21 protein-coding genes are annotated in these 20903 nt (G+C 40.5%); 12 read left to right on the forward strand and 9 right to left on the reverse strand.

Annotation, left to right across the window (positions count from 1 at the left end; genetic code table 11):
- Positions 1-15: 15 nt before the first annotated feature.
- Entirely contained in the window at positions 16-645 is a 630-nt protein-coding gene (locus tag FGG79_RS02185) for a 5-bromo-4-chloroindolyl phosphate hydrolysis family protein (protein WP_138776116.1), read from the reverse strand.
- Positions 646-896: 251 nt separating this feature from the next.
- Here FGG79_RS02185 and FGG79_RS02190 point away from each other — a divergent pair, with 251 nt between their 5' ends.
- Positions 897-2075, forward strand: a complete 1179-nt coding sequence (locus tag FGG79_RS02190) for a D-alanyl-D-alanine carboxypeptidase family protein (RefSeq protein ID WP_138776117.1) — start codon at positions 897-899, stop codon at positions 2073-2075.
- A 52-nt stretch (positions 2076-2127) separates the two neighbouring features.
- Here FGG79_RS02190 and yidC read toward each other — a convergent pair whose 3' ends face one another.
- The 3 genes from yidC to FGG79_RS02205 form a co-directional block, all read right to left on the reverse strand.
- Positions 2128-2889 (reverse strand): membrane protein insertase YidC, encoded by a 762-nt coding sequence (yidC, locus tag FGG79_RS02195; RefSeq protein ID WP_481747250.1) that lies wholly within the window; start codon positions 2887-2889, stop codon positions 2128-2130.
- A gap of 33 nt (positions 2890-2922) precedes the next feature.
- A complete protein-coding gene (locus FGG79_RS02200; RefSeq protein WP_138776118.1) occupies positions 2923-3204 on the reverse strand; it encodes a hypothetical protein in 282 nt (93 codons plus the stop codon).
- Between the two features lie 219 nt (positions 3205-3423).
- On the reverse strand, positions 3424-3879 hold the full coding sequence (locus FGG79_RS02205) for a cupredoxin domain-containing protein (RefSeq protein ID WP_138776119.1): 456 nt from the start codon (positions 3877-3879) through the stop codon (positions 3424-3426).
- A 157-nt stretch (positions 3880-4036) separates the two neighbouring features.
- Between FGG79_RS02205 and FGG79_RS02210 the strand changes: the two genes are divergently transcribed.
- Positions 4037-4387: a DUF1033 family protein gene (locus tag FGG79_RS02210; protein ID WP_138776120.1), complete on the forward strand. Its 351-nt coding sequence runs from the start codon at positions 4037-4039 to the stop codon at positions 4385-4387.
- A 41-nt stretch (positions 4388-4428) separates the two neighbouring features.
- Here the strand turns inward: FGG79_RS02210 and FGG79_RS02215 are convergent, their stop codons facing one another.
- From FGG79_RS02215 to FGG79_RS02225, 3 genes are read right to left on the reverse strand one after another with little or no spacing between them, the layout of a single operon-like run.
- Positions 4429-5568 carry a Ger(x)C family spore germination protein gene (locus tag FGG79_RS02215; protein ID WP_138776121.1) on the reverse strand — a complete coding sequence of 380 codons (1140 nt, stop codon included), beginning with the start codon at positions 5566-5568 and terminating at the stop codon, positions 4429-4431.
- Positions 5565-6677: a GerAB/ArcD/ProY family transporter gene (locus tag FGG79_RS02220; RefSeq protein WP_138776122.1), complete on the reverse strand. Its 1113-nt coding sequence runs from the start codon at positions 6675-6677 to the stop codon at positions 5565-5567. The genes FGG79_RS02215 and FGG79_RS02220 overlap by 4 nt, the downstream gene beginning before the upstream one ends.
- Positions 6678-6688: 11 nt before the next feature.
- On the reverse strand, positions 6689-8203 hold the full coding sequence (locus tag FGG79_RS02225) for a spore germination protein (RefSeq protein WP_240794179.1): 1515 nt from the start codon (positions 8201-8203) through the stop codon (positions 6689-6691).
- A gap of 177 nt (positions 8204-8380) precedes the next feature.
- On the opposite strand from FGG79_RS02225, the gene FGG79_RS02230 reads away from it, so the two are divergent.
- The 4 genes from FGG79_RS02230 (at position 8381) to recQ (ending at position 11535) form a co-directional block, all read left to right on the forward strand.
- The gene (locus FGG79_RS02230; RefSeq protein WP_138776124.1) at positions 8381-8512 is read left to right on the forward strand and encodes a YuzL family protein; all 132 of its coding nucleotides are present in this window, start codon (positions 8381-8383) and stop codon (positions 8510-8512) included.
- A gap of 216 nt (positions 8513-8728) precedes the next feature.
- Complete coding sequence (locus tag FGG79_RS02235; RefSeq protein ID WP_138776125.1) at positions 8729-8944, forward strand: cold-shock protein; 216 nt, start codon at positions 8729-8731, stop codon at positions 8942-8944.
- A gap of 139 nt (positions 8945-9083) precedes the next feature.
- Positions 9084-9215, forward strand: coding sequence for a hypothetical protein (locus FGG79_RS22250; protein ID WP_276607950.1), 132 nt, complete (start codon positions 9084-9086; stop codon positions 9213-9215).
- Between the two features lie 193 nt (positions 9216-9408).
- Positions 9409-11535 carry a DNA helicase RecQ gene (recQ, locus tag FGG79_RS02240; protein WP_138776126.1) on the forward strand — a complete coding sequence of 709 codons (2127 nt, stop codon included), beginning with the start codon at positions 9409-9411 and terminating at the stop codon, positions 11533-11535.
- A gap of 76 nt (positions 11536-11611) precedes the next feature.
- Here the strand turns inward: recQ and FGG79_RS02245 are convergent, their stop codons facing one another.
- Positions 11612-13213: an ABC-F family ATP-binding cassette domain-containing protein gene (locus tag FGG79_RS02245; RefSeq protein ID WP_138776127.1), complete on the reverse strand. Its 1602-nt coding sequence runs from the start codon at positions 13211-13213 to the stop codon at positions 11612-11614.
- A 449-nt stretch (positions 13214-13662) separates the two neighbouring features.
- Here FGG79_RS02245 and FGG79_RS02250 point away from each other — a divergent pair, with 449 nt between their 5' ends.
- The 4 genes from FGG79_RS02250 to FGG79_RS02265 all read left to right on the forward strand — a co-directional run bounded on the left by FGG79_RS02250 (position 13663) and on the right by FGG79_RS02265 (position 17363).
- Positions 13663-13941: a YkvA family protein gene (locus FGG79_RS02250; protein WP_138776128.1), complete on the forward strand. Its 279-nt coding sequence runs from the start codon at positions 13663-13665 to the stop codon at positions 13939-13941.
- 67 nt (positions 13942-14008) lie between these two features.
- Positions 14009-14449 carry a ferritin family protein gene (locus FGG79_RS02255; RefSeq protein WP_138776129.1) on the forward strand — a complete coding sequence of 147 codons (441 nt, stop codon included), beginning with the start codon at positions 14009-14011 and terminating at the stop codon, positions 14447-14449.
- A gap of 123 nt (positions 14450-14572) precedes the next feature.
- Entirely contained in the window at positions 14573-15001 is a 429-nt protein-coding gene (locus tag FGG79_RS02260) for a DUF4395 domain-containing protein (RefSeq protein ID WP_138776130.1), read from the forward strand.
- Between the two features lie 424 nt (positions 15002-15425).
- A complete protein-coding gene (locus FGG79_RS02265) occupies positions 15426-17363 on the forward strand; it encodes an endonuclease MutS2 (RefSeq protein ID WP_138776131.1) in 1938 nt (645 codons plus the stop codon).
- A 53-nt stretch (positions 17364-17416) separates the two neighbouring features.
- Here the strand turns inward: FGG79_RS02265 and FGG79_RS02270 are convergent, their stop codons facing one another.
- The gene (locus FGG79_RS02270; protein ID WP_138776132.1) at positions 17417-18145 is read right to left on the reverse strand and encodes a ZIP family metal transporter; all 729 of its coding nucleotides are present in this window, start codon (positions 18143-18145) and stop codon (positions 17417-17419) included.
- A gap of 136 nt (positions 18146-18281) precedes the next feature.
- Here FGG79_RS02270 and FGG79_RS02275 point away from each other — a divergent pair, with 136 nt between their 5' ends.
- The gene (locus FGG79_RS02275; RefSeq protein WP_138776133.1) at positions 18282-18797 is read left to right on the forward strand and encodes a YhcN/YlaJ family sporulation lipoprotein; all 516 of its coding nucleotides are present in this window, start codon (positions 18282-18284) and stop codon (positions 18795-18797) included.
- A 329-nt stretch (positions 18798-19126) separates the two neighbouring features.
- Positions 19127-20770: a ribosomal protection-like ABC-F family protein gene (abc-f, locus tag FGG79_RS02280; RefSeq protein WP_138776134.1), complete on the forward strand. Its 1644-nt coding sequence runs from the start codon at positions 19127-19129 to the stop codon at positions 20768-20770.
- Positions 20771-20903 lie beyond the last annotated feature (133 nt).

A 20903-nucleotide genomic window follows, 5' to 3' on the forward strand; every position in this document is an offset into this window, starting at 1 on the left:
TAAAACCTCCGAAATCTATTTTAAGTCTTTTTTATGCGAAAGGTGTTGATTAGCGAAATTCAGTTCAAATTGTAACGTATCCATATCATCGGCCAAAACCTTGTGCAGATCTTTTTCCAGAGAGTCGGTTAGATCATCAAGGGTCGTGCGGGTTTGTTGAAGAGATAAAAAGGCTTGTTTGTTCTTACCGGGTTGTGAAGCAAGGAACGTGTACTTCTCAGTGATTTCAACAACCGAATCCAAATGGTAGAAGAAGAATGATTCAGCTGAAAAAAATCGTTTCGGCTCCTTTTTGACGAGTTGATAAATCCGTCTGCTTAACCGGTTGATTTCAAGGATTTGTTTAAAGGCCCCAAGCGACCTTACCTTCAACTGTTGTCTTTGTAGTCTTTTTACCTTTTCCTTCGCTTCTTTTAAATTTACATTTATATATCGAAATTCCTGTGAGGAGAGTCCGTTTTTATTTAGCCACCATCTCTTTTGGATGGCTTTCACGATAATGAAAATGAGTAGTCCCGTTCCGACTCCTGATAAAAGTGTAAGAGGGAATCCCAGGTCCAGAAGGAGTAAGTAAGCGATAAAACTGCTCGTTCCTATACTGAATGAGATGATCGACCGTAATAAAAATTGCAGAAATGTATTCATTTCATCTACCCCTTAATAAAGATGCTTACAATACATACGATTCACTATGCAAAAGGTTTCATATCCATACTTATATTCTAGTGTATATGAGGGAGAAATGGAAACATTGTCAAACGTATTAGACCAATTATGTTAGAAACTGACATCATTCTTTCAATTTCATAACAATTGTCAAACGGATGATTAAGAGAAATGATTTTTTGGTAGAATGGGTTAGTAAGTTGACATTGACAAGACAGGTGTGTGGATAAATGAAAAAAGTACTCATCGTGCTGATATTATTATGCGTTCCGACTTCTATCGTATCAGCTCAAGAAACGTATACACAAAAGCCTAAGAATATTTATAGCGATTCAGCTATCATCATAGATTCGAAAACAGGGAGTGTTCTGTACTCTAAAAATGCTGAGGAGAGAATGAACCCTGCTAGCATCACGAAAATTGCAACGGCGATTTATGCGATTGAGCATAGTGACTTAAATGATCAGGTGACAATCAGTGAGAAGGCAAGTAATACCGAAGGATCTACTGTTTACCTGACTGCCGGTGAGACGTTACCGCTAGAGCAACTTCTTGAGGGATTGATGGTGAACTCCGGAAACGACGCTGCTGTGGCTATTGCTGAACATACAGAGGGATCGGTGAAACAGTTTGTCGACAAGCTAAACGTCTTTCTTGAAGAGGAAGTGGGAGTAAAGGATACCCACTTCGAGAATCCTCATGGGCTTTATGGGGAAAACCATTATACAACTGCCTATGATATGGGTAAGATTACAAGCTACGCCTTAAAGAATAAACAATTTCAGAAGTTATTCGACATTGAATCAATGAATTGGAAGACGGAAGGATGGGATACAACCCTTTATAATCACCATAAAATGGTGAAAGGAGAAATTCCCTATCCTGAGGTGACAGGTGGTAAGAATGGATTTATAAACGAATCCAGACATACGCTGGTGACTTCCGCTGAAAATGATCAATTATCCCTTGTGGTTGTGACGATGAAAGCTCAATCGAAGCAAGCCATCTATTCTGATACAACGAAACTGCTTGATTTTGGTTTGAATGGTTTTAAACGGAGTATGATTTCGAAGGGAACGGTTTTCCAAAAGGATGGAAATTCCTATGAACTTCACGAAGACTTGCCATATACACAACCAATTAATGGACAGATTCTTGAAGATATAGGTGATGACGGAGTATTAACTTTGTCGAGTGAAGACCATGAGAAGCTGATTTCAACTACCCTTATCCCAGAGAAGGTATCACCAGCAGATCATACAGAAGCGGTTGCTTCCAGTAAGCATTCAAGGTTATTATTTGGGAATGACTTGCATCAGCAAATACTCTTATATCCCTTCATAATTTACATGGTTCTGTTAGGTATTGCAGGAATGTCGATATTTCGGAGGGGATCATTCAATAGGTAGTGGGGGGAATTTGTCACCCATGTAGAAAAGGGAGCCCGCGGGCTCCCTTTTCTTATTGACTTTCCTGTTTGCCCAAAGCGGGCTGCTGCTGATAAAGTGTCTTACCGATCAAGGTTTGTAGGATGAGAAACGCTCCTCCCACTGTCCAGTATAGGGGTAAGGCCGCAGGTGCATTTAATGAAAAGATGAAGATCATAACCGGCGAAAGAAGACTCATGATTTTCATCTGGGCCTGCTGTTCTGCAGGGATATTCAATAATGATACACGTGCTTGAGCTAGATACACGATTCCAGCAATGATTGCCATGATTTGGTCAGGCTGTCCAAGGTTGAACCAAAGGAATGAATGACTGGCGATTTCAGAAGATGATCTAATCGCATAGTACAACCCGATCAGGATGGGCGTTTGGATCAGTAATGGCAAACATCCCATGTTTAAAGGGTTCACTCCATGCTTTTGGTACAGCATCATCATTTCTTGCTGAAGCTTCTTTTGCTCTTCTTTGTCTTTCGTTTCTTTAATCTTTTTCTGAATCACTGTCATTTCGGGTTTGACCATAGCCATTTTCCCTTTCATATCCTGCTGGTTTTTATACGTTTTCAGCATAAAAGGAAGCAGAACGAGACGGATAAGGAGTGTGATAATGATAATGGCCACACCAAAGTTTCCGCCAAGGAATGTACCGATTTCATGGATCAGAAATGAAAAGGGATTTACGAGATAATCATGAAAGAATGCGCCTTCTGTGGTTGCACTCTGGCATCCAGTCATGGTGAACAATATGAACAAAATAATGAACGAAATTTTTTTCAATGTTTTTTCCTCCTCTGTATCAATGCTTCTTTGTTAGAAACGTACAGAAGAGGATTCTTCATCGTTATCCGTATGATAATATTGGAATTTCATACACGTTGTAAACCAGACCCTGATTGGAGGAATCTGGTTACCTGATACGCGCTTAACCAAGAGAGTGGTTCCTTCAATTCTCTTATCATAGGATTGTGTATAAAGACGAAATGGGGCAGGAAACTGGTCCCAAATCAATGCCAGTATAAATAATAGGACAATGCTGAAATGCAATGGACTTAAGTAAAGATCCAATAAGTCTTGTACAATCATGAATGACAATGGAGATAACTCCTTTTATAATTCTAGTTGCATCTATGAAGATGATTATTCATTTTATCACATTTAAAGTATACTGCTAAACGAAAATAGAATCTATGGTAATTGTTTATACGAATTTGTGAACAAAAGGTTTCAAATCTTTTTCCTGTGGAGTTGTTTAAATTTGTCCAACAAAATGGCCTCTATGTGGGGAAAAGACCACTTAGAGACCAAAATTTCCTAATCTACAACGATATACGCAATCATAGGACCGTTATTCTCAATAGTTTCATGCATTTCACAGATGAGTCTATAGGTTCCCTCTTTTGGAAATGTTACATTGACAACCGTTTCTTTGCCCTTTTTCACGATTCCTTTTACATCCGTTCCTTCAATGTAGAAAGGGTGCTCATTCCCATTCACTCCATAGATACGGAGTTCAACCTCTTTCCCTTTCTCCACAACGATTGTCCCGGGATCCCATCGATAGGCTTCAATTTCTCTCCCTGAGGGGGTTTTCGACTTAATCTCCCCGGTTACAAGCTGAATCACTTGCTTCTTAGCCGGTTTATCCGATAAGGAAACAGTAGGGTAGGAGTTCTTTGTTGAGTAGGACCAAACCGTACCGATGCTAATAATCAAAACAGCAACCAATATGGCGATGATGGAACCTTTCCTTAAAACAATGAAATTCATGAGTATTACCTCCTAAATAATAATTCAAACTTTTTATTATGCCTATGCTTGTACGAGCGGGAACTTGTCAATCATTTAGATAGAGGAGAATTTAAATATTTTTCTTTCGTTCGGTTTTTATGTACAATTTGGTCATGGAAGTTAGGAGGGTGAAGCATTGAAACAAACATGGAGAGTACTAACGACAAAAAGTGATGCAGAGCCATGGTGGTTTTTTGAAGGATGGGAGAGGGAAATCGTTGAGGATTGGGCTTTTGAGAGCAGGGAAGCAGCCGTTGACGCTTTTCTAGTAGAAATGAGACGACTACGTAGTCAATATCCGAACTCCAAGAGTAAGAAGTTTCATTCCATTGCTTTTTGGGACCCGGATGAAATCGTCTTTTGCGAGGCGTGTGATGATGATCTTCAACTCTATTACGGACTGGTTATTTTTGAAAATGACAAGCCGATGGAAATCAGGGATGAAGCGGTCATCCAAGAGATGAAAGAGACTATTGGGCAGATATAAGGCAACAGGTCTGTCCCGACGGGACAGACCTGTTGCCTTCATTAATCGATTACTCCGGTACGAATGATCTTATTATTCACCTTAACGTGAAAGGTAGCCTCTTTGTAAAGTTTATCCCATTCTTTTCTGGTCAAATTCTGGTGACCTCTGATGCTTTTATATTTCATTCCGAAACCGATTGGATCCGTTCCTTCTTCTTTAAGCATAAGAACCATCTCCTTGATGTTCTTTTCAATAAATGTGCCAATTTCTTTCTGAAGAAAGTGTAACGTATTGGGCTCAGATAACTTCATTTCCTCTGACATTTCAAGCAATCGTGACTCTATGTTCAATTCTATCCAGAATTCTGGTGTTTCCTGTTTTTTTGCAGTAATTGTATGGGATGATTTAATGCTATCGACCATTAGATAGACTTTATCATTTTCCTCCCTTAGATGAGAACTTGATAAGTTAGATTTGAATTTATCTAATGGTAATTCAACCTCGACGCTTCCAGCGTTGTAATCTTCGATAAGTGATCGAATGAAGAAAATCTTGTCCTTTCGGATTTCTTTAATGAATTTATCCCTTTTAAAAAGAGCGAAGCCATTGACTCCAACTTTTCCGTCTGATGCTTTTAACATTGGGAGGATCGGGTCTTTCCCGACACTCCCATAATCAGTTATGAATTCCTGTAAAGTTGGCGAAACCAGCATTTCAGATTCTACATTTTGTCGTACTAAATTGTATAAATAGGTCCCCCTGTTTGAAGGAGTCTCGGCCATTTGATACGAGAGGACTTCGTGTGCGGTCGTATCAGCTATGCATAAGTACACCATATTTCCTATGGAAGAATCCCGTTCTAGCGTATCAACTAAATGAGAAATCCCTTCCATAGCCAATTCCCTTCCATAAATCGCTATCCTAAGCTGACCGGATACAAGTTTATGATCTGTTTCTAAATTTTGGGATAATCGTATGCCTTTGCTTGTCTTTGATTCACTTGTCAGAATCTGTTCCACATCTTCCATGGCAGGGTTAAACTGATAAAGTACCATGGTACCCTTGATTTTTTTTTCTTCACCTTGATCATATCCAACCGCTGTAATGAGTCCGAGTTTTTCCATGTATTTTGTCTCGACACAGCTGCTTAAAAGAAAAGCGGAGAAACATACCAAAAAGAGCATAGAGATTCTTTTCATAGGTCTACTCCTTTTTTCTTAAAGATAAGGTATTTTAATTTAACAAGGGCAAATAAAAAGCAGGGATAAATGAAAGAAAGAATAAAACTGATCGATCCAACCTTATCTGTAATGGTGTTCATAGTAAGGCGATCTTTTACCAATAAAGATAAGGTCCACAGTACGACTGCGAAGAAGTAAATGGCTTTTTTCTGAGAAAATTGAAAGACCCTTTTCATTCCCCGAGTAGCTACCCAGAAATACATACATATATTCGGAAGGATGACTAGCATCCAAAAAGAAACGGCTATAAATTCAAATCTCTCAAGGTTAGGGATCCTAATGATTTTAAACATGGATAGGACCGGCCAGATTGTCTTAATCAGAGCATCCTCCGAGAAGAACCCGATACATACAACCGTCACAAGCATAAAGAGGAACGTGGAATAACCTGAACCGATAATAGCGTATTTCAATGCTTTCTTTTTTTCTTTAACGTAAGGGTAGATAAATAACAAGAGCTCGAATCCTACAATTGTAAAGCTCGATTTATACACACCCATCATGAGTTCTTTCGGTGAGGCGGTCAAGACCGGTAGAAGGTGATTAAAGTTCATAAATTTAATAGGCGTATAGATCATGAATAATAACCAGAATGCAAGAATCAGACCGAGAAACGCGATTCCGACCACTACCCGGATCCCACCCAATACACAATAGATTATCAAGAACAACAGCAACCCCATCAAAAGCCATGAGGGCAGCTTTGGGAATATCCAGGCTTGAACCATCTCGATGTAGTTCATCAGTATCACGTAGGTCACACTTAAGTAATAGATGATATAAAGTAGGTTAAAAACTTTACTGATCCATTTCCCATATATATCCATATGGATTCCATATAAGTCGGCACTAGAGTATGTTTCAAGCATCTTAATCATGAGCACAAGGACAAACGAAACCAGAACTCCAGATAATATGACTGAAATCCATGCGTCCCGATTCGCTTCCAAGTAAATGATGCGGGGAAGGCCAGCAATTCCAACTCCTACTTGTGCTGTATGAACGATAAACATGATCAAAAAAGCGTTAAACATTAATCGTTCCTGTGGATTCACATTAATATTCATACACTCACCCTTTACTCATCTACGTCTTTTTTCGTTCGTGCTTTCTTCTCTGGAATACGGCCCTGGTCAATAGGGTGATTACTTACGGGACGCTTGTCTAAATATTGATACGGTAAACGGAATATGCTGTATTTCAAATCTGAAAATCGAAATGGGTATAAAGGGGACAAATAAGGTCTCCCCAATGTGGTGATTTTTAATAAATGAATCAATAAGAAGCAGAAGCAAAACATAATCCCGATGCCACCATATAATCCTGCCATAATAATAATCGGAAAACGCAAAATCCTAACGGCAGTACCCATAGCATAACTCGGTGCTGTGAACGACCCAAGAGCAGAAATGGCAATAATAATGATTAGGATGTTACTTGTAAACCCTGCTTGAACAGATGCTTGGCCGATGACGATACCACCAACGATCCCCATTGTCTGCCCAACCTTGGTGGGTAATCTCGCTCCTGCTTCACGTAACAATTCAATAATGAATTCTAATAGAAGTGCCTCAAATACAGGCGGGAATGGAACATTGGATCGGGACTGTCCCAGGGAAACAAGGAGTGCTGATGGAATGACTTCATAATGGTACGTTAACACCGCCACGTATGCAGGGGTTAACAGAATGGAAAAGAAGATCGCCACAAATCGTACCAACCGAAGAAATGTTCCCATGTTCCATCGCATATAGATATCTTCTGTTGATTCGAAGAAATTCATAAATGTCGATGGACCGATGATGGCTGTTGGACTTCTGTCGACCAATAACGCAATCTTCCCGTGAAGGAGAGATATGGTGCAACGGTCAGGGAGTTCTGTCGTAATGAATTGCGGGAAAATGGTAAATGAATTATCTTCAATCATTTGTGCCAATACAGTAGAATCTACAATGCTATCCACTTCTATTTCTGTGATGCGCTGCCTGAACGTATTTACGTTCTCTTCTTCTGCAATATCTTTTATGTAAATCATCTGTACTTTTTTCTTGGTTCTCGACCCGATCATAAAGGTTTCAACGCAAAGTTTCGGATCATTGATATTAGAGCGGATTAAATTCAAGTTTTTCGTGATGGATTCAGTAAATGAAATTTTCGGACCAAACACAAGAGATTCCGTTTCTGCTTTTTCCAAGGCACGTGTGCCCTTGTCCGCAACATCGGCAAGTATCCCGTGTGTATCGTCTTCTTTAAAGATATAAGCAGTTCCGTTAACCAAATTATTCACAACATCAGTAATGGAATCCGTTGTCGTCAATTTTGCAATATTAATGGTATTCTTGATGACGATATAGTCTATTTCACCGGTGCATTCTTCAAGTGGCCTTACAATACTATCTTGCATGGACGATGGATTGACCATGTCTTCAAAATAAGCAATGGCCAAGTTTTGTTCATTGACCGTAATGGTACGGAACACCAAATCCTCACTATTGCTCACGAGAGAAAGCAGTTCTTTATGGAACGACTCGATGTTAAAGCTGTGAGGGGACTCCTGGTCAACATCTTTTTCTACTTTTCTCCGTTTAAACACAGTATTCAACACCCTAAACCTCAATTTATTGATTAGACTCCCCATGAAATCGTTTCTTAATCATAGCTGTGGTGATTTTTTTAACCACTTTTCTAAGAGAGCCATGTGAAATGATCCAATAGGAAAGATACATAAAATTATATTAAATTGGGAAAGGTAGGCAAGGAGGTGATTTAGATGAACAAAAAGAAGAAAGATCCGTCAAAGGCTGTGTTAGGTTCCTCAGAGGTGGAAGGACAAGGGACGGCAAATCATGAATTATCAGGTGGTTTGAAAACCCCATCTTCAAGAAAGCAAATGAAAAAATAAAAAAACAAGTCTTCACGTACATATTGACCATTACTTTGGTGTTCATATATTAAAATGGAGTAAAGTGTGGTATAATGGAAATAATCGAAGCAATTGATCCGATTTTATTAGCGAAATTTTGACCACATACTATCTGCAGCATACATTACCACAACATTATTTTCCTGTTAGAAAGCATAGCAAGGAAATCCTACTTACCTTAAAGGAGGACGTTCAATGGCTTTTGGTCGTAGAAATCAAGTTGAGGAAGAAATTAAAACAGAGGATACTAAGATTTGGGCTTGTTCCGCTGAAGATTGCAAAGGCTGGATGAGAGACAATTTCAAAAGTGAAGAGGCACCTAAGTGTCCGCTCTGTAAAGAAGAGATGGTGACTTCCACTAAAGTATTACAAGTGGTAGATAACCCGCACCCTACAATGAAATCATCCTAATGGATTGTAAAGAACCAATCATCTGATTGGTTCTTTTTTCATTTTCAAGATATTTAGGTATGTTTTCAAAAAATAATTAAACTCTTTTTTTATAATTGAATAGTATGTAGTGTATGAATGTATTAAAGGAGGGAGCACCATGTCCAACAAGAAAGAGAAAGAAGTAAAAAGTCCGACTTCCGATGAAAAAGAAACTGTATGGGATAGCTTTTGGAAGCTGTCAAAGCCCGATGAAGTGAATACAGAAGAAAAAACGGTTAAATGGTTTTAGTGAAGTGGCTGTGCATGCTGGGTGTGAATCCACATGCACAGCCTTTTTCGTTTATTTCTTATTTATAGAGATAATAAAGAAACGAAAGATGAGGGGACTCTTTTCTTATGGAAAATCGGTCATGCCTATTGGCACGTTCTTCATTCTGGAATACAATAAAGGAATACAAATAATTATATATGGAGGGAAGACTGTGATTCAAGAAGCGCAACAGGCTTTAAAGCAATACTTCGGGTATGACGAATTCAGAGAAGGACAAGCAAACATTATTGAATACATATTGGATGGTAAAAACACTGTCGGGATCATGCCGACAGGAGGCGGGAAGTCGATCTGCTACCAAATTCCTGCCCTCATGCTGGATGGTGTGACACTCGTGATTTCCCCACTTATCTCTCTGATGAAGGACCAGGTGGATTCATTGATTCATCAGGGGATTAAAGCTACCTATATCAATAGCACTCTATCGAACAGTGAGGTAGAGACAAGAATGGAAGAGATTTCATTAGGCGAGTACAAGCTCGTTTATATCGCTCCGGAAAGATTAGAGTCATATGGATTCCTCCGTTTCCTCAATACTTTGCCCATCCCCCTTGTAGCTGTTGATGAAGCACACTGTTTATCCCAGTGGGGTCATGATTTCAGACCGAGCTATCTAGGGATCTCTAAAGCAGTGGATCAACTTCAATCCAAACCGACCATACTTGCTCTAACAGCAACCGCTACTCCCGAAGTCCAAGCGGATATTCTTCATCACTTACATATTCCAGAACAATATAAAGTATTAACTGGGTTTCAACGAACGAATTTATTTTTCCAAGTGGTAAAGGGTGAAGACCGTAAACGGTGGGTAGCAAAGTATGTACAAAAAAATGAGCAGCATTCCGGCATCATTTATTGCGCTACACGTAAAGAAGTGGAAAATCTGTATGTATATCTCGAGAAAAAGGGATATTCGGTCGGGAAATATCATGGGGGACTGTCTGACACATTAAGGCAAGAGCAACAAGAGGAATTCTTGAATGATTCGATCACCATCATGATTGCGACTAATGCATTTGGTATGGGGATCAATAAATCGAACGTCCGATATGTGATTCATTATCAAATCCCTAAGAATATGGAAGGGTATTATCAGGAAGCAGGAAGAGCAGGTCGTGACGGTGTAGACAGTGAATGTATCTTGTTGTTTTCACCTCAGGATATCCAAACGCAGCGGTACATCATTGACCAAAATATTGTGAATCAGGAATTGCATGAGAATGAAATGCAAAAGCTCCGGGACATGATTGACTTTGTGCATACAGAAGCATGTTTACAAAACTATATTTTAGCGTATTTTGGGGAACATGTAGATGCGGCATGTGGTCACTGCAGCAATTGCCTGGATGAGCGGGAATCTGAAGATGTAACGAAAGAAGCACAAATGGTATTATCCTGCATGATGAGGATGAATGAACGATTCGGTACCTCACTCATAAGCGGCGTGCTCACCGGTTCAAAAGGGAAAAAAATTCTCGAATGGGGATTTGACCGTCTTACTACTTACGGGTTAATGAAGGACCAGTCTCAAAAAGAAGTTGGTTTATTCATCGACTACCTGATTTCGGAAGGGGTTATACAAGTGGAAGGGGGAAGCTTTCCGGTTCTTAAGGTTTCAAGCAAAGGGAAAGAGGTGTTAATGGGGGACCGAACCGTGGCCAGAAAAGTACAGCCGACGGTTTCTGCCATTATCCCTCAGGAAGATGAGTTGTTCCAGGCTCTTCGTACCCTGCGGAAATCGATCGCAGATTCAGAAGGGGTCCCACCCTTTGTTATTTTCTCCGATAAGGCGTTGCAGGATATGTGTGTGAAGAGACCGAAAACATCCCAGGAATTTCTTCATGTCAGCGGAGTGGGGGAAAGTAAGTTGAATCGATACGGAGAAATTTTCATTAAAGAAATCTCAGCTTTTTTAAATGAGTTTCCAGATCACCAAGTAGAGATTCAAAAGCCTGCTTCAATCCAGAAAGCAAATCACTCAGACACACCTTCTTATTTGATCAGCTACGCACTATTCAAGGATCAAAAAGGGATTAAAGAGATTTCGAAAGAGCGGGGCATGAGCACGGCAACGATTGAAAATCATATCATCCGTACCTATCAGGAAGGAATCTTGGATGATTGGAGCATTTTGTTTACAGAAGCAGAAGAAACCCTGATTGAAGAAGCCGTTTCGAAAGTAGGACCAGCCCCTTTGAAACCGATTAAAGAAGAATTACCGAAAGAAATAAGTTATTTCCAAATAAAAGGGTACCTGGTTAAAAACGGACAAGGGTAAGTTGTCCAGGTTTACTGACCCTATATCAAAAAAAGCAGATGCCAACGGGGGCATCTGCTTTTTTACTAGTATTCAATTACGCTTTCATTGCAGCTTTCATTTCCAAAAATTCATCATACGTTGTTTCCTTATCGATTAAACCGTCTTCTGTGAGCTCGATTATGCGATTGGAGATGGTGTGAATGAACTGATGGTCATGGGAAGCGAAGATCATCGCACCTTTGAAGTTAATCAATCCATTATTCAATGCCGTGATGGACTCCAAATCTAAGTGATTCGTAGGTTCATCGAGTAGCAAAACATTTGATCCGCTAAGCATCATCTTCGATAACATGCAGCGAACCTTTTCTCCTCCGGAAAGGACACTTGGCTTTTTCAGTACTTCTTCACCGGAGAATAACATACGACCAAGGAATCCGCGAAGGAATGTTTCGCTTTCATCAGCTGGTGAGTATTGACGTAGCCAATCCACAAGTGACGGTTCGTTTCCTTCAAAATACTTGGAGTTATCATTCGGGAAGTACGCTTGAGTCGTTGTCACTCCCCATCTGACTGAACCGCTGTCAGGCTCCATTTCTCCAGCCAAGATCTTGAATAGAGTCGTTTTCGCAATTTCATTGGCACCGACCAATGCGATTTTATCATCTTTGTTCAGGATGAAGCTTACATCGTTTAGTACTTTGACGCCATCGATTGTCTTTGTCAGACCTTCTACACGGAGTACATCATTTCCGATTTCCCGTTCAGGTTTGAATTGAACATATGGGTAACGACGAGAGCTAGGCTTGATATCGTCCAATGAGATTTTCTCAAGCGATTTTTTACGAGAAGTAGCTTGTTTGGATTTAGATGCGTTGGCACTAAATCGGGCAACGAATGCCTGAAGCTCTTTGATTTTTTCTTCTTTTTTCTTGTTTTGGTCCTGAGCCATTTTAAGTGCTAACTGACTGGACTCATACCAGAAATCGTAGTTCCCTACATACACTTGAATTTTACCGAAATCAAGATCAGCAATGTGCGTACATACTTTGTTTAAGAAGTGACGGTCATGTGATACGACGATTACGGTATTTTCAAAATTGATTAGAAAATCTTCTAACCATTGGATCGCTTGGATGTCCAAGTGGTTGGTAGGCTCATCCAGTAAAAGAACATCTGGTTTGCCGAATAGTGCTTGTGCCAATAAGATCTTCACTTTGTCTCCACCGGTTAGTTCGGACATTTGTTTCGTGTGAAGGTCCTCGTTGATGCCTAAGCCTTTTAGTAGGATTGCAGCTTCTGATTCAGCTTCCCAACCGTTTAGCTCAGCGAATTCGCCTTCTAATTCTGCCGCTCTCATGCCGTCTTCATCTGAGAAGTCTTCCTTCATGTAGATGGCGTCTTTTTCTTGCATTACTTCATATAAACGGGTATGCCCCATAATGACCACTTTTAGTGCTTCATACTCTTCATATTCGAAGTGATCCTGCTTTAAGACCGCAAGACGCTCTCCTGAACCCATTGCTACGTGTCCAGTTTGCGCTTCGATTTCTCCAGAGAGAATTTTTAGAAATGTTGATTTACCTGCCCCGTTTGCTCCGATAAGGCCATAGCAATTCCCTGGATTAAACTTTATATTCACGTCTTCGAATAGTTTTCTATCACCAAAACGTAGACTTACATCTGAAACTTGAATCATGTGTGATATACCTCCTAATACTCAATCTAAAAGATTATAACATGCAAGTATGTGAAAAAGATAGAGTGTTAGCAGGAAGTGTGTTAAATTTACCGGCTGGTTACATCAGTGGATAGCGGAAATTTGGTGGGATGGAGGGGACCTTTGAGGAGGGGGATTGATCGCACTTTTAATAGGAAAGAGGGAGGGTGGTTCTGGATGGGGTGATTTTTGGCTCATTTCTGCCATGTGTTAAAGAAGCTAGGGGAAAATGCATTTTCCCCTAGCTTCTTTAACACATGGCGACCTTTCAGCTTTGCTGAAAGGCGAGTGAAACCTTGGTTTCACTCGAATGAGCCAAAAATCGATGCTTGGATATGCACAGATTCTATTATTCGGATGAAGGCCTTCTTATTATTTGGTGTGCTATGATAAATAAATAAAAAAAACAGACAGGTGTTGAGTATCGGATGATGAGGTTTGTGAAGCGTGTGAGGTTTGTTTTGAATGTTCGTCGGTCGGTTCCGTTTTTGGTTCATTTTTTCCGTTCTCGTGATGTTGCGGTGTGGAAGAAGGTATTGTCAGTTGGGCTGGTTGGGTTTTATTTCTGGCTTCCGTTGGATTTGATTCCTGATGTGTTTCTTATATTCGGAATTGTGGATGATCTCGCCGTGTATGCATTTATGCTGCAGCTTATTGTGAAGATGGCTCCCTTGGAGTTGCAGAATCGATACGAATTAAAGAAGTAAGTACAGCACCAACATTGGGCTCCTGTCATAGCTTATAAGAAGGCTATTGCTTAGGAGGAGATACTTGATGCAAGACCAGCACCCGTATTATTTCGATAATGGTGATGACCGTGAAATCGATCAACAGCTGAGAAGGAATATACAAAAAGCCATTAATTATCAGTTCAAAGCTATATCCTATTACACACAATTGGCTGAACTTGCCCCGAATGAGACAGCGAAACAAGCCATCCTCGGAATACGCCAGGATGAAATTCGTCACTTTAATGCCTTTAGCCAGACCTATCTTCAGCTGAACAACCTATATCCATCCCTTCAGTTAGTGAGTTCTCTTGACCTCCCATCCAATTATCGTCAAGCGATTCGGGAAAGCATAAAAGATGAAAGTGAATCAGTTACTTTCTATGTATCGATTTCCAATCAATTGACTGAACCAAGATCACAGCGAAGATTTATGAGAGCCGCATATGATGAACAGCGACATGCCGACATCCTACGAAACCTATAAAGGAAGAAAACCGAAATCCGCCAAAAAAATGGGAAGCTGATTCCGGTTTTTTCTTTTGATTTTATCCAAGTAATTCGATACACTATAAATACATAAATTCCAATAAGAAAGGTATGAATTAAAATGAGTGCCATTTCACCCAATTCGATACCGAAACCGTTAGTTCAAGTAAATCAGTGGTTCATAGTTATAAGCGTAGTCATTTCTTGGCTGTTTCAAATAGAATTCTTCTTATTGCTTCCATTCATCGCTGGATTGTCTGCATTGATCTTTAAATTCAATCCTGTCATAAAGATAGGGAAGCGTTTCTTAAAGAAAGACCCATCCCAGTATACACCTGAGGACGCCGATCAGCAGCAGTTTAATAACATCATTGCTGTAAGCTGTTTAGGTGCAGCAATGATTAGTGCTCTTATTGGATGGAGCACAGGATTCTACATCTTCTCAGGTATGGTATTTCTAGCGGCATCCATTGCACTTGCCGGATTCTGTATTGGTTGCTTTATCCGTTTTCAGTGGAAGAGATTACAGTATAAGCGATCTCTGCAGTAGTCTATTGACTTGGAATGAGATTCATCGTACACTAGTCATGAAATCCAATATTGTATACAAAGGGAGTATGTTTTATGTTAGGTGTCGTTCTTAACTAACCGTGAAATGAATACGGACATTTTGCAATCAATCGTCTTTAATTAGCCGATTGTATAAGCTTATTTAGTTGTGCTTGCAAAATGTAGTTAAGAACAATGGTCATAGCATACTCATTTCCTTTATCAGGAGAGCTGTGTCTTTGTGCACAGCTCTTTTTTTGTGCACAATTCCGCAAATCGCTAAAGTGAGCTCATCCCACTTTGAATGAACGATTGATTTGCGTCACACGTCCTTGATGATGAAGGTTGGATGGAATATGAGTAAAGGAAGACCACAATGGACATTGTTCGTTGTGGTCTATTTTTGTCTAAATGGAGGAGATAACATGAACGAAAAGACGTTTCAAACACTAGAATTTCATTCGGTTAAAGATGAATTGACCCGCTTTGCCCTCACAGAAGAAGGCAAGAAGGAACTGTTAAGTTTAATTCCATCAACAAACAAACGGCAAATAGACATGCGTCTTGAAGAGGTAACGGAAGCAGTAAGAATCATTGAGAAAAGTGCCAGTGTCCCGATTCATGCGTTAGACGGGGTACAAAGCATGATGGGGAATCTGACGAAAGGGGTCCCCTTGCGCCCGGACCAGCTTACGGGTCTTTATTATTTTCTTGATGCATGTAAGAAACTCAAGAAATTCATGGACGATAAACAGTGGGTGGCACCGAGGGTTTCATCGTATGTATATTCAATAGAAGAGATTCCAGACCTGGGAGAGGAAATCAATCGATGCATCCGAAATGGAAGAGTGGATGACTATGCGAGTAAAGAACTGTTACGGATCAGAAAACAAGTTAGCATTCAAGAAGATCGCTTAAAGGATAAAATTCAGTCGATCGTAAAATCGGCAAAATATAAATCTTTTCTTCAAGAAGCAATTGTGAGTCAGAGGAATGGCCGGTATGTTCTCCCAATTAAGAAAGAATTCAGGGGGAAATTGAAAGGAGCCGTCTTGGATTCGTCTGCTTCCGGATCGACCTTGTATATTGAACCGGAGGAATTAAGTACTCAGCAAGACCAGCTCCTGTTGTATAAACTAGAGGAAGATCGTGAAGTAGAGAATATTCTTTGGACGCTGACCGGGTTGGTTCAGGCATTCGAACCACAATTAAATCTCGCAATCGAAACTATGATTCATTATGATGTATTGTTCGCCAAAGCGAAATATAGTCGTTCTTATGGTGGCGTTAGCGCAGTTGTAAATGAAGATCATCGAATTCATTTGAAAAATGCCGTCCATCCATTGCTTGGAACACAGGCGGTTCCACTATCTATACAAATGGGGGAAGAGTTTCATGCTTTGGTCATAACCGGTCCGAATACAGGGGGGAAAACCGTTACCATCAAGACAGTTGGTCTTCTTACCCTCATGACGCAATGCGGGTTGCATATCCCAGCAGATGAGGGCAGTGAAATTAGCATTTATCAGCAGATTCTATTAGACATCGGGGATGGACAAAGTCTTCAACAAAATTTAAGCACCTTCAGCTCTCACGTCAAAAATATTATTGATATCTTGAAGGATACGAATGACCGTACTCTCATCTTATTGGATGAGCTTGGTTCCGGTACAGATCCCATGGAAGGTATGGGACTCGCAACAGCGATCCTCGATCAATTATTTGAGAAGGGGGCGACAATCCTTGCCACTACCCATTATAGTGAAATCAAAAATTTCGCGAAAGAACACGAAGGCTTTACCAATGGCAGCATGGAATTTAACATCGACACCTTGCAGCCAACGTATAAGCTCATCGTAGGGAAAGGGGGAGAAAGCCAAGCGTTTTCCATTGCGTTGAAGCTTGGGATGCACCCTGATATCATCGAACGAGCACACGAAATTACCTATAAGGAAAAAAGAACCTACAGCCTCGGGGACGTCGATTTTCATATGAAGAAGGAAATGGAGAAGCAGGTGATTGTAAATAAGCACAAGAAAAGATCTCATAGTAAACCAGCCTTACGACCAGGAAACAGTGCAGTTGAATATTATGGAAAAGGCGATAATGTGAAGGTTTCTCCTGAAGGGGAATTTGCTATTGTATATGAAGGACCCAATGATAAAGGGGACTATATAATCCAAATCAAAGGGGAAAAGAAAACGGTAAATCACAAAAGGTTAAGTCTCTATGTCTCTGCCAAGGAATTATATCCAGACGAATATGACTTTGATATTATCTTTAATAGTAAAGGTAATCGGAAGAAAGATAAGATCATGGGGAAGCGTTTTGTAGAAGGACTGACGATCGATCACGAAGAGTAAAAAAACGTACGGGAGCAACTGCTCTCGTGCGTTTTTTTATATCACTCCCAAAACTATTGAATGCTGGTGAAAATGAAAGACAGGATGATTCCTAAGGAACAAAGGAATCCGACGATGGGTCCGCCGTCCTCAAAGGCCTCGGGCATCATAGTGGACGAAACCATAGCGAGTAATCCGCCTGCTCCGAAAGCTCCGATTAAGTAAGAAGTGCTTTCAGGTGCATTTTCCAAAAACACATAGCCCAGCAATGAGCTGACGGAAGAAAGAATGACCACACTTCCCCATAGAAATAGAATTTTTCTCGTACTATATTGATCCATCTTTAACCCGATACTGCTGGATAATGATTCGGGTAAATTACTAATGAAGATCGCGGTAATAAATACCCATCCCATGGATTCGCTTTCTAGAAAGCTTACCCCGATAATGATGGATTCAGGGATCGCGTCCATGAGTGTCCCTACATAAATCGCTAATCCTGAATGACCTTGGGGATTTTGCTTTGAACGTTTCCGGTCACTTCCGCCTTTTTTAGAAATAAAGAGTTCAAATAATGTAAAGATAAGAGCACCCAGCAGAAACATGGATATAAGATAGTACAGATTTGCTTTTCCTTCTGCTTCACTTAAGAGATCGAAGGTGGCGGATCCAATGATCAATCCTGTACCTAATGCCATGATATATGCGACTACACGCTTAGGGATATGGAGAAAAATACCCATAAATGCCCCAATCAAGAGAGATAAACTGGCAATCCCTCCCCATAAAGCTGCCTGAAACATCCTTCCACCTCCCGAAATCAGTCTACCATTCGAGTTTTCCCTTTTTATGTAATGAATTAAACACGTTTAAAGCTATTGAATAATTTTATTTCTCTCCGGGGATAGTAAGGGTGAATAAAATTCAGGAGGTATTCTAATGAAAAAATATTTATTGATTTCAGTTACAGGCTTTATGTTGATGTTCATCGCAGCTGGTTGCGGTACAAACAAAAACATGAATGAAGAAGGACAACAAATGAACAACCGGAATCTCGAAAAGGTGAACTACAAAAATGATCAAGCAAATCGGGATTACGTAAATGACGGTATGATGAAAGAGAATTACTCACTAGCGAAGCAAGAAGCCGATAGGGTAGCTGATCTTAAAGAAGTGAAAAGTGCGTATGTTTTGACGACAGATCAAAATGCATATGTTGCAGCGTCCCTAGAAGGGAACATGAATGGAAAGGTAACGAAGGATCTCGAGAAAAAAATCTCCGATCAGGTGAAAAAACAAAACGGAAGCATCAATCACGTATATGTGTCTACAAATCCTGAGTTCGTAGGCAGTATGAAAGATTACGCCAATAAAGCGGAAAATGGTAAACCGATCGAAGGATTTGGTGAGGAAATAGCAGATATGGTAAAGCGGGTATTCCCAAACAAAGGATGATATATCCATGAAAAGTCGAACATGTTTCGGCTTTTTTTCTTTATCCTGATCCCATTTTCCTTTTGCACTACTTTCGTTCTTCATGGTATAGTTAATTTACTAAATATGACAGGAGTGATGGGTGGACAATGAAGAACTAATCTTATTTTCGACGATTGAAATTCCATATTTCAAATCAACCTAAATAGGATTAGTCTGCCCATTTTTATAAACTGCTTAGCTATTAAGTGTATATAGCTTTCTTTGCGTACGTTACAGGTCCGGCTAATCCTTCCAGAAATATTGGGAGGATTTTTTTGTTCTCCCTTTTTAAGAAAGGGGAAAATGTTTTGAGAGAAATATTGAAATTATCAAATGTGAGTTATGAAGTTATGAATGGAATGATAGTTGAACAAATGAATGCCGGTGTGCAGGAAGGGGAAATCATCGGCATCATCGGAAATAATGGGGCCGGGAAGTCCACGCTCCTGCAATTGATAAGTGGTGACAGAATACCGTCTGAAGGTCAGGTCCAATGGTTGCAACCGGATATAACGATCACCATGGTGGAACAGGAAACCGAAACCCATTCCTCCGAAGGAATGACCCCATCTGAAGTCAAGTTACTGAATAAATGGCACGTTCCAGCACATGGATTCCAGCAGTTAAGCGGTGGAGAAAAGCTGAAGGCGAGACTCGCAAAAGGATTTTCGGGAAATGCCGACCTGCTTCTATTGGATGAGCCGACCAATCACCTTGATCAGTATAGCCTCAAGCTTCTGACCAAACAAATTAAGGAGTATAAAGGCACCATCCTTCTCGTGTCCCACGATCGATATTTTCTCGATGAGGCCGTGACGAAAATCTGGTCGATAGAAGGGAAGAAGCTGATCGAGCATAAAGGGAATTATTCTAGCTATATAGAGGCGCGCAAGCAGCGAAGGCTCACCCAGCAACGTGAGTACGAGAAACAGCAGAAAATGGTGGAACGAATTGAAAAGCAGATGCGGGAGCTCTCTTCCTGGTCTGAAAAGGCCCATGCCCAGTCCACAAAGCAGGAAGGATATAAAGAGTACTACCGTGTAAAGGCGAAACGTACCGACAGTCAAGTGAAGTCCAAGCAAAAACGTCTGCAAAAACAGCTGGAAACAGCAAAGGTGGAAGAGGTCGAGGAGGAGCAAATAGTGCGATTCTCCGTCCAATCGGCTCACAAAAAAGGAAGACGTTTCCTAGAAGTGAAAGGTCTCAAGAAATCCTTTGAGGGACGGACCTTATTCGAAAACGTCCATTTCACGATCCAACACGGTGAAAAGGTATCGATCCTTGGACCGAATGGAAGCGGCAAGACGACACTTCTGAAGATCATCATGGGTATGGAATCGTCAGAAGGAGAAGTGTGGCTTTCACCATCTGCCCACGTCGGCTACCTGACCCAGGAAGTGTTTGATCTTCCATTTGATAAGACTCCGGAAGAGCTTTTTCATAAAGAAACATACGAAGAGAGGGGGAAGGTCCAGACGTTAATGGATCAAATGGGTTTCCAGACGTCCCATTGGCGTGAGCCCATCCGAAATTTGAGCATGGGGGAACGGGTGAAGTGCAAGTTGATGAAGTATATGTTAGAAGAAAGAGACGTCTTAATCTTGGATGAACCCACGAACCATCTCGACTTACCATCCAGGGAACAACTGGAAGAAACGCTCTCAGAGTACAATGGAACATTGATCGTCGTGTCCCACGACCGATATTTTCTGGAAAAGACGACGGAGATCAAGCTCGTGATTGAGAAAAGCACCATCCAAAAGCAGTTGGATGGACCCACAGTAGAACGGGATGACAAAAAGGAACTCCTGTTAAAATTGGAAACAGAGAGACAGGAAGTGTTGGGAAGGTTGAGTTTTATTTCTCCGCTTGATCCGGAATATGAAGATCTCGATCGGAAGTTCAGGGAGCTGACCGTGAGAATCAACAAATTGAACTGGTGTGAATCTTAAGGAGATAAACATGTGCAATCACCTGTTCTTCTGTCAGGTGATTGCACTTATTACTATCTTCATAATTTGGAATGAAAAAGAAGGGAAGTAGGTCTTTATTCTTGAATATAAAACGATAGCCAGAGAATATGAA

The organism is Bacillus sp. BHET2 (genome assembly GCF_005938125.1).
Classification (GTDB): domain Bacteria; phylum Bacillota; class Bacilli; order Bacillales; family Bacillaceae_B; genus Rossellomorea.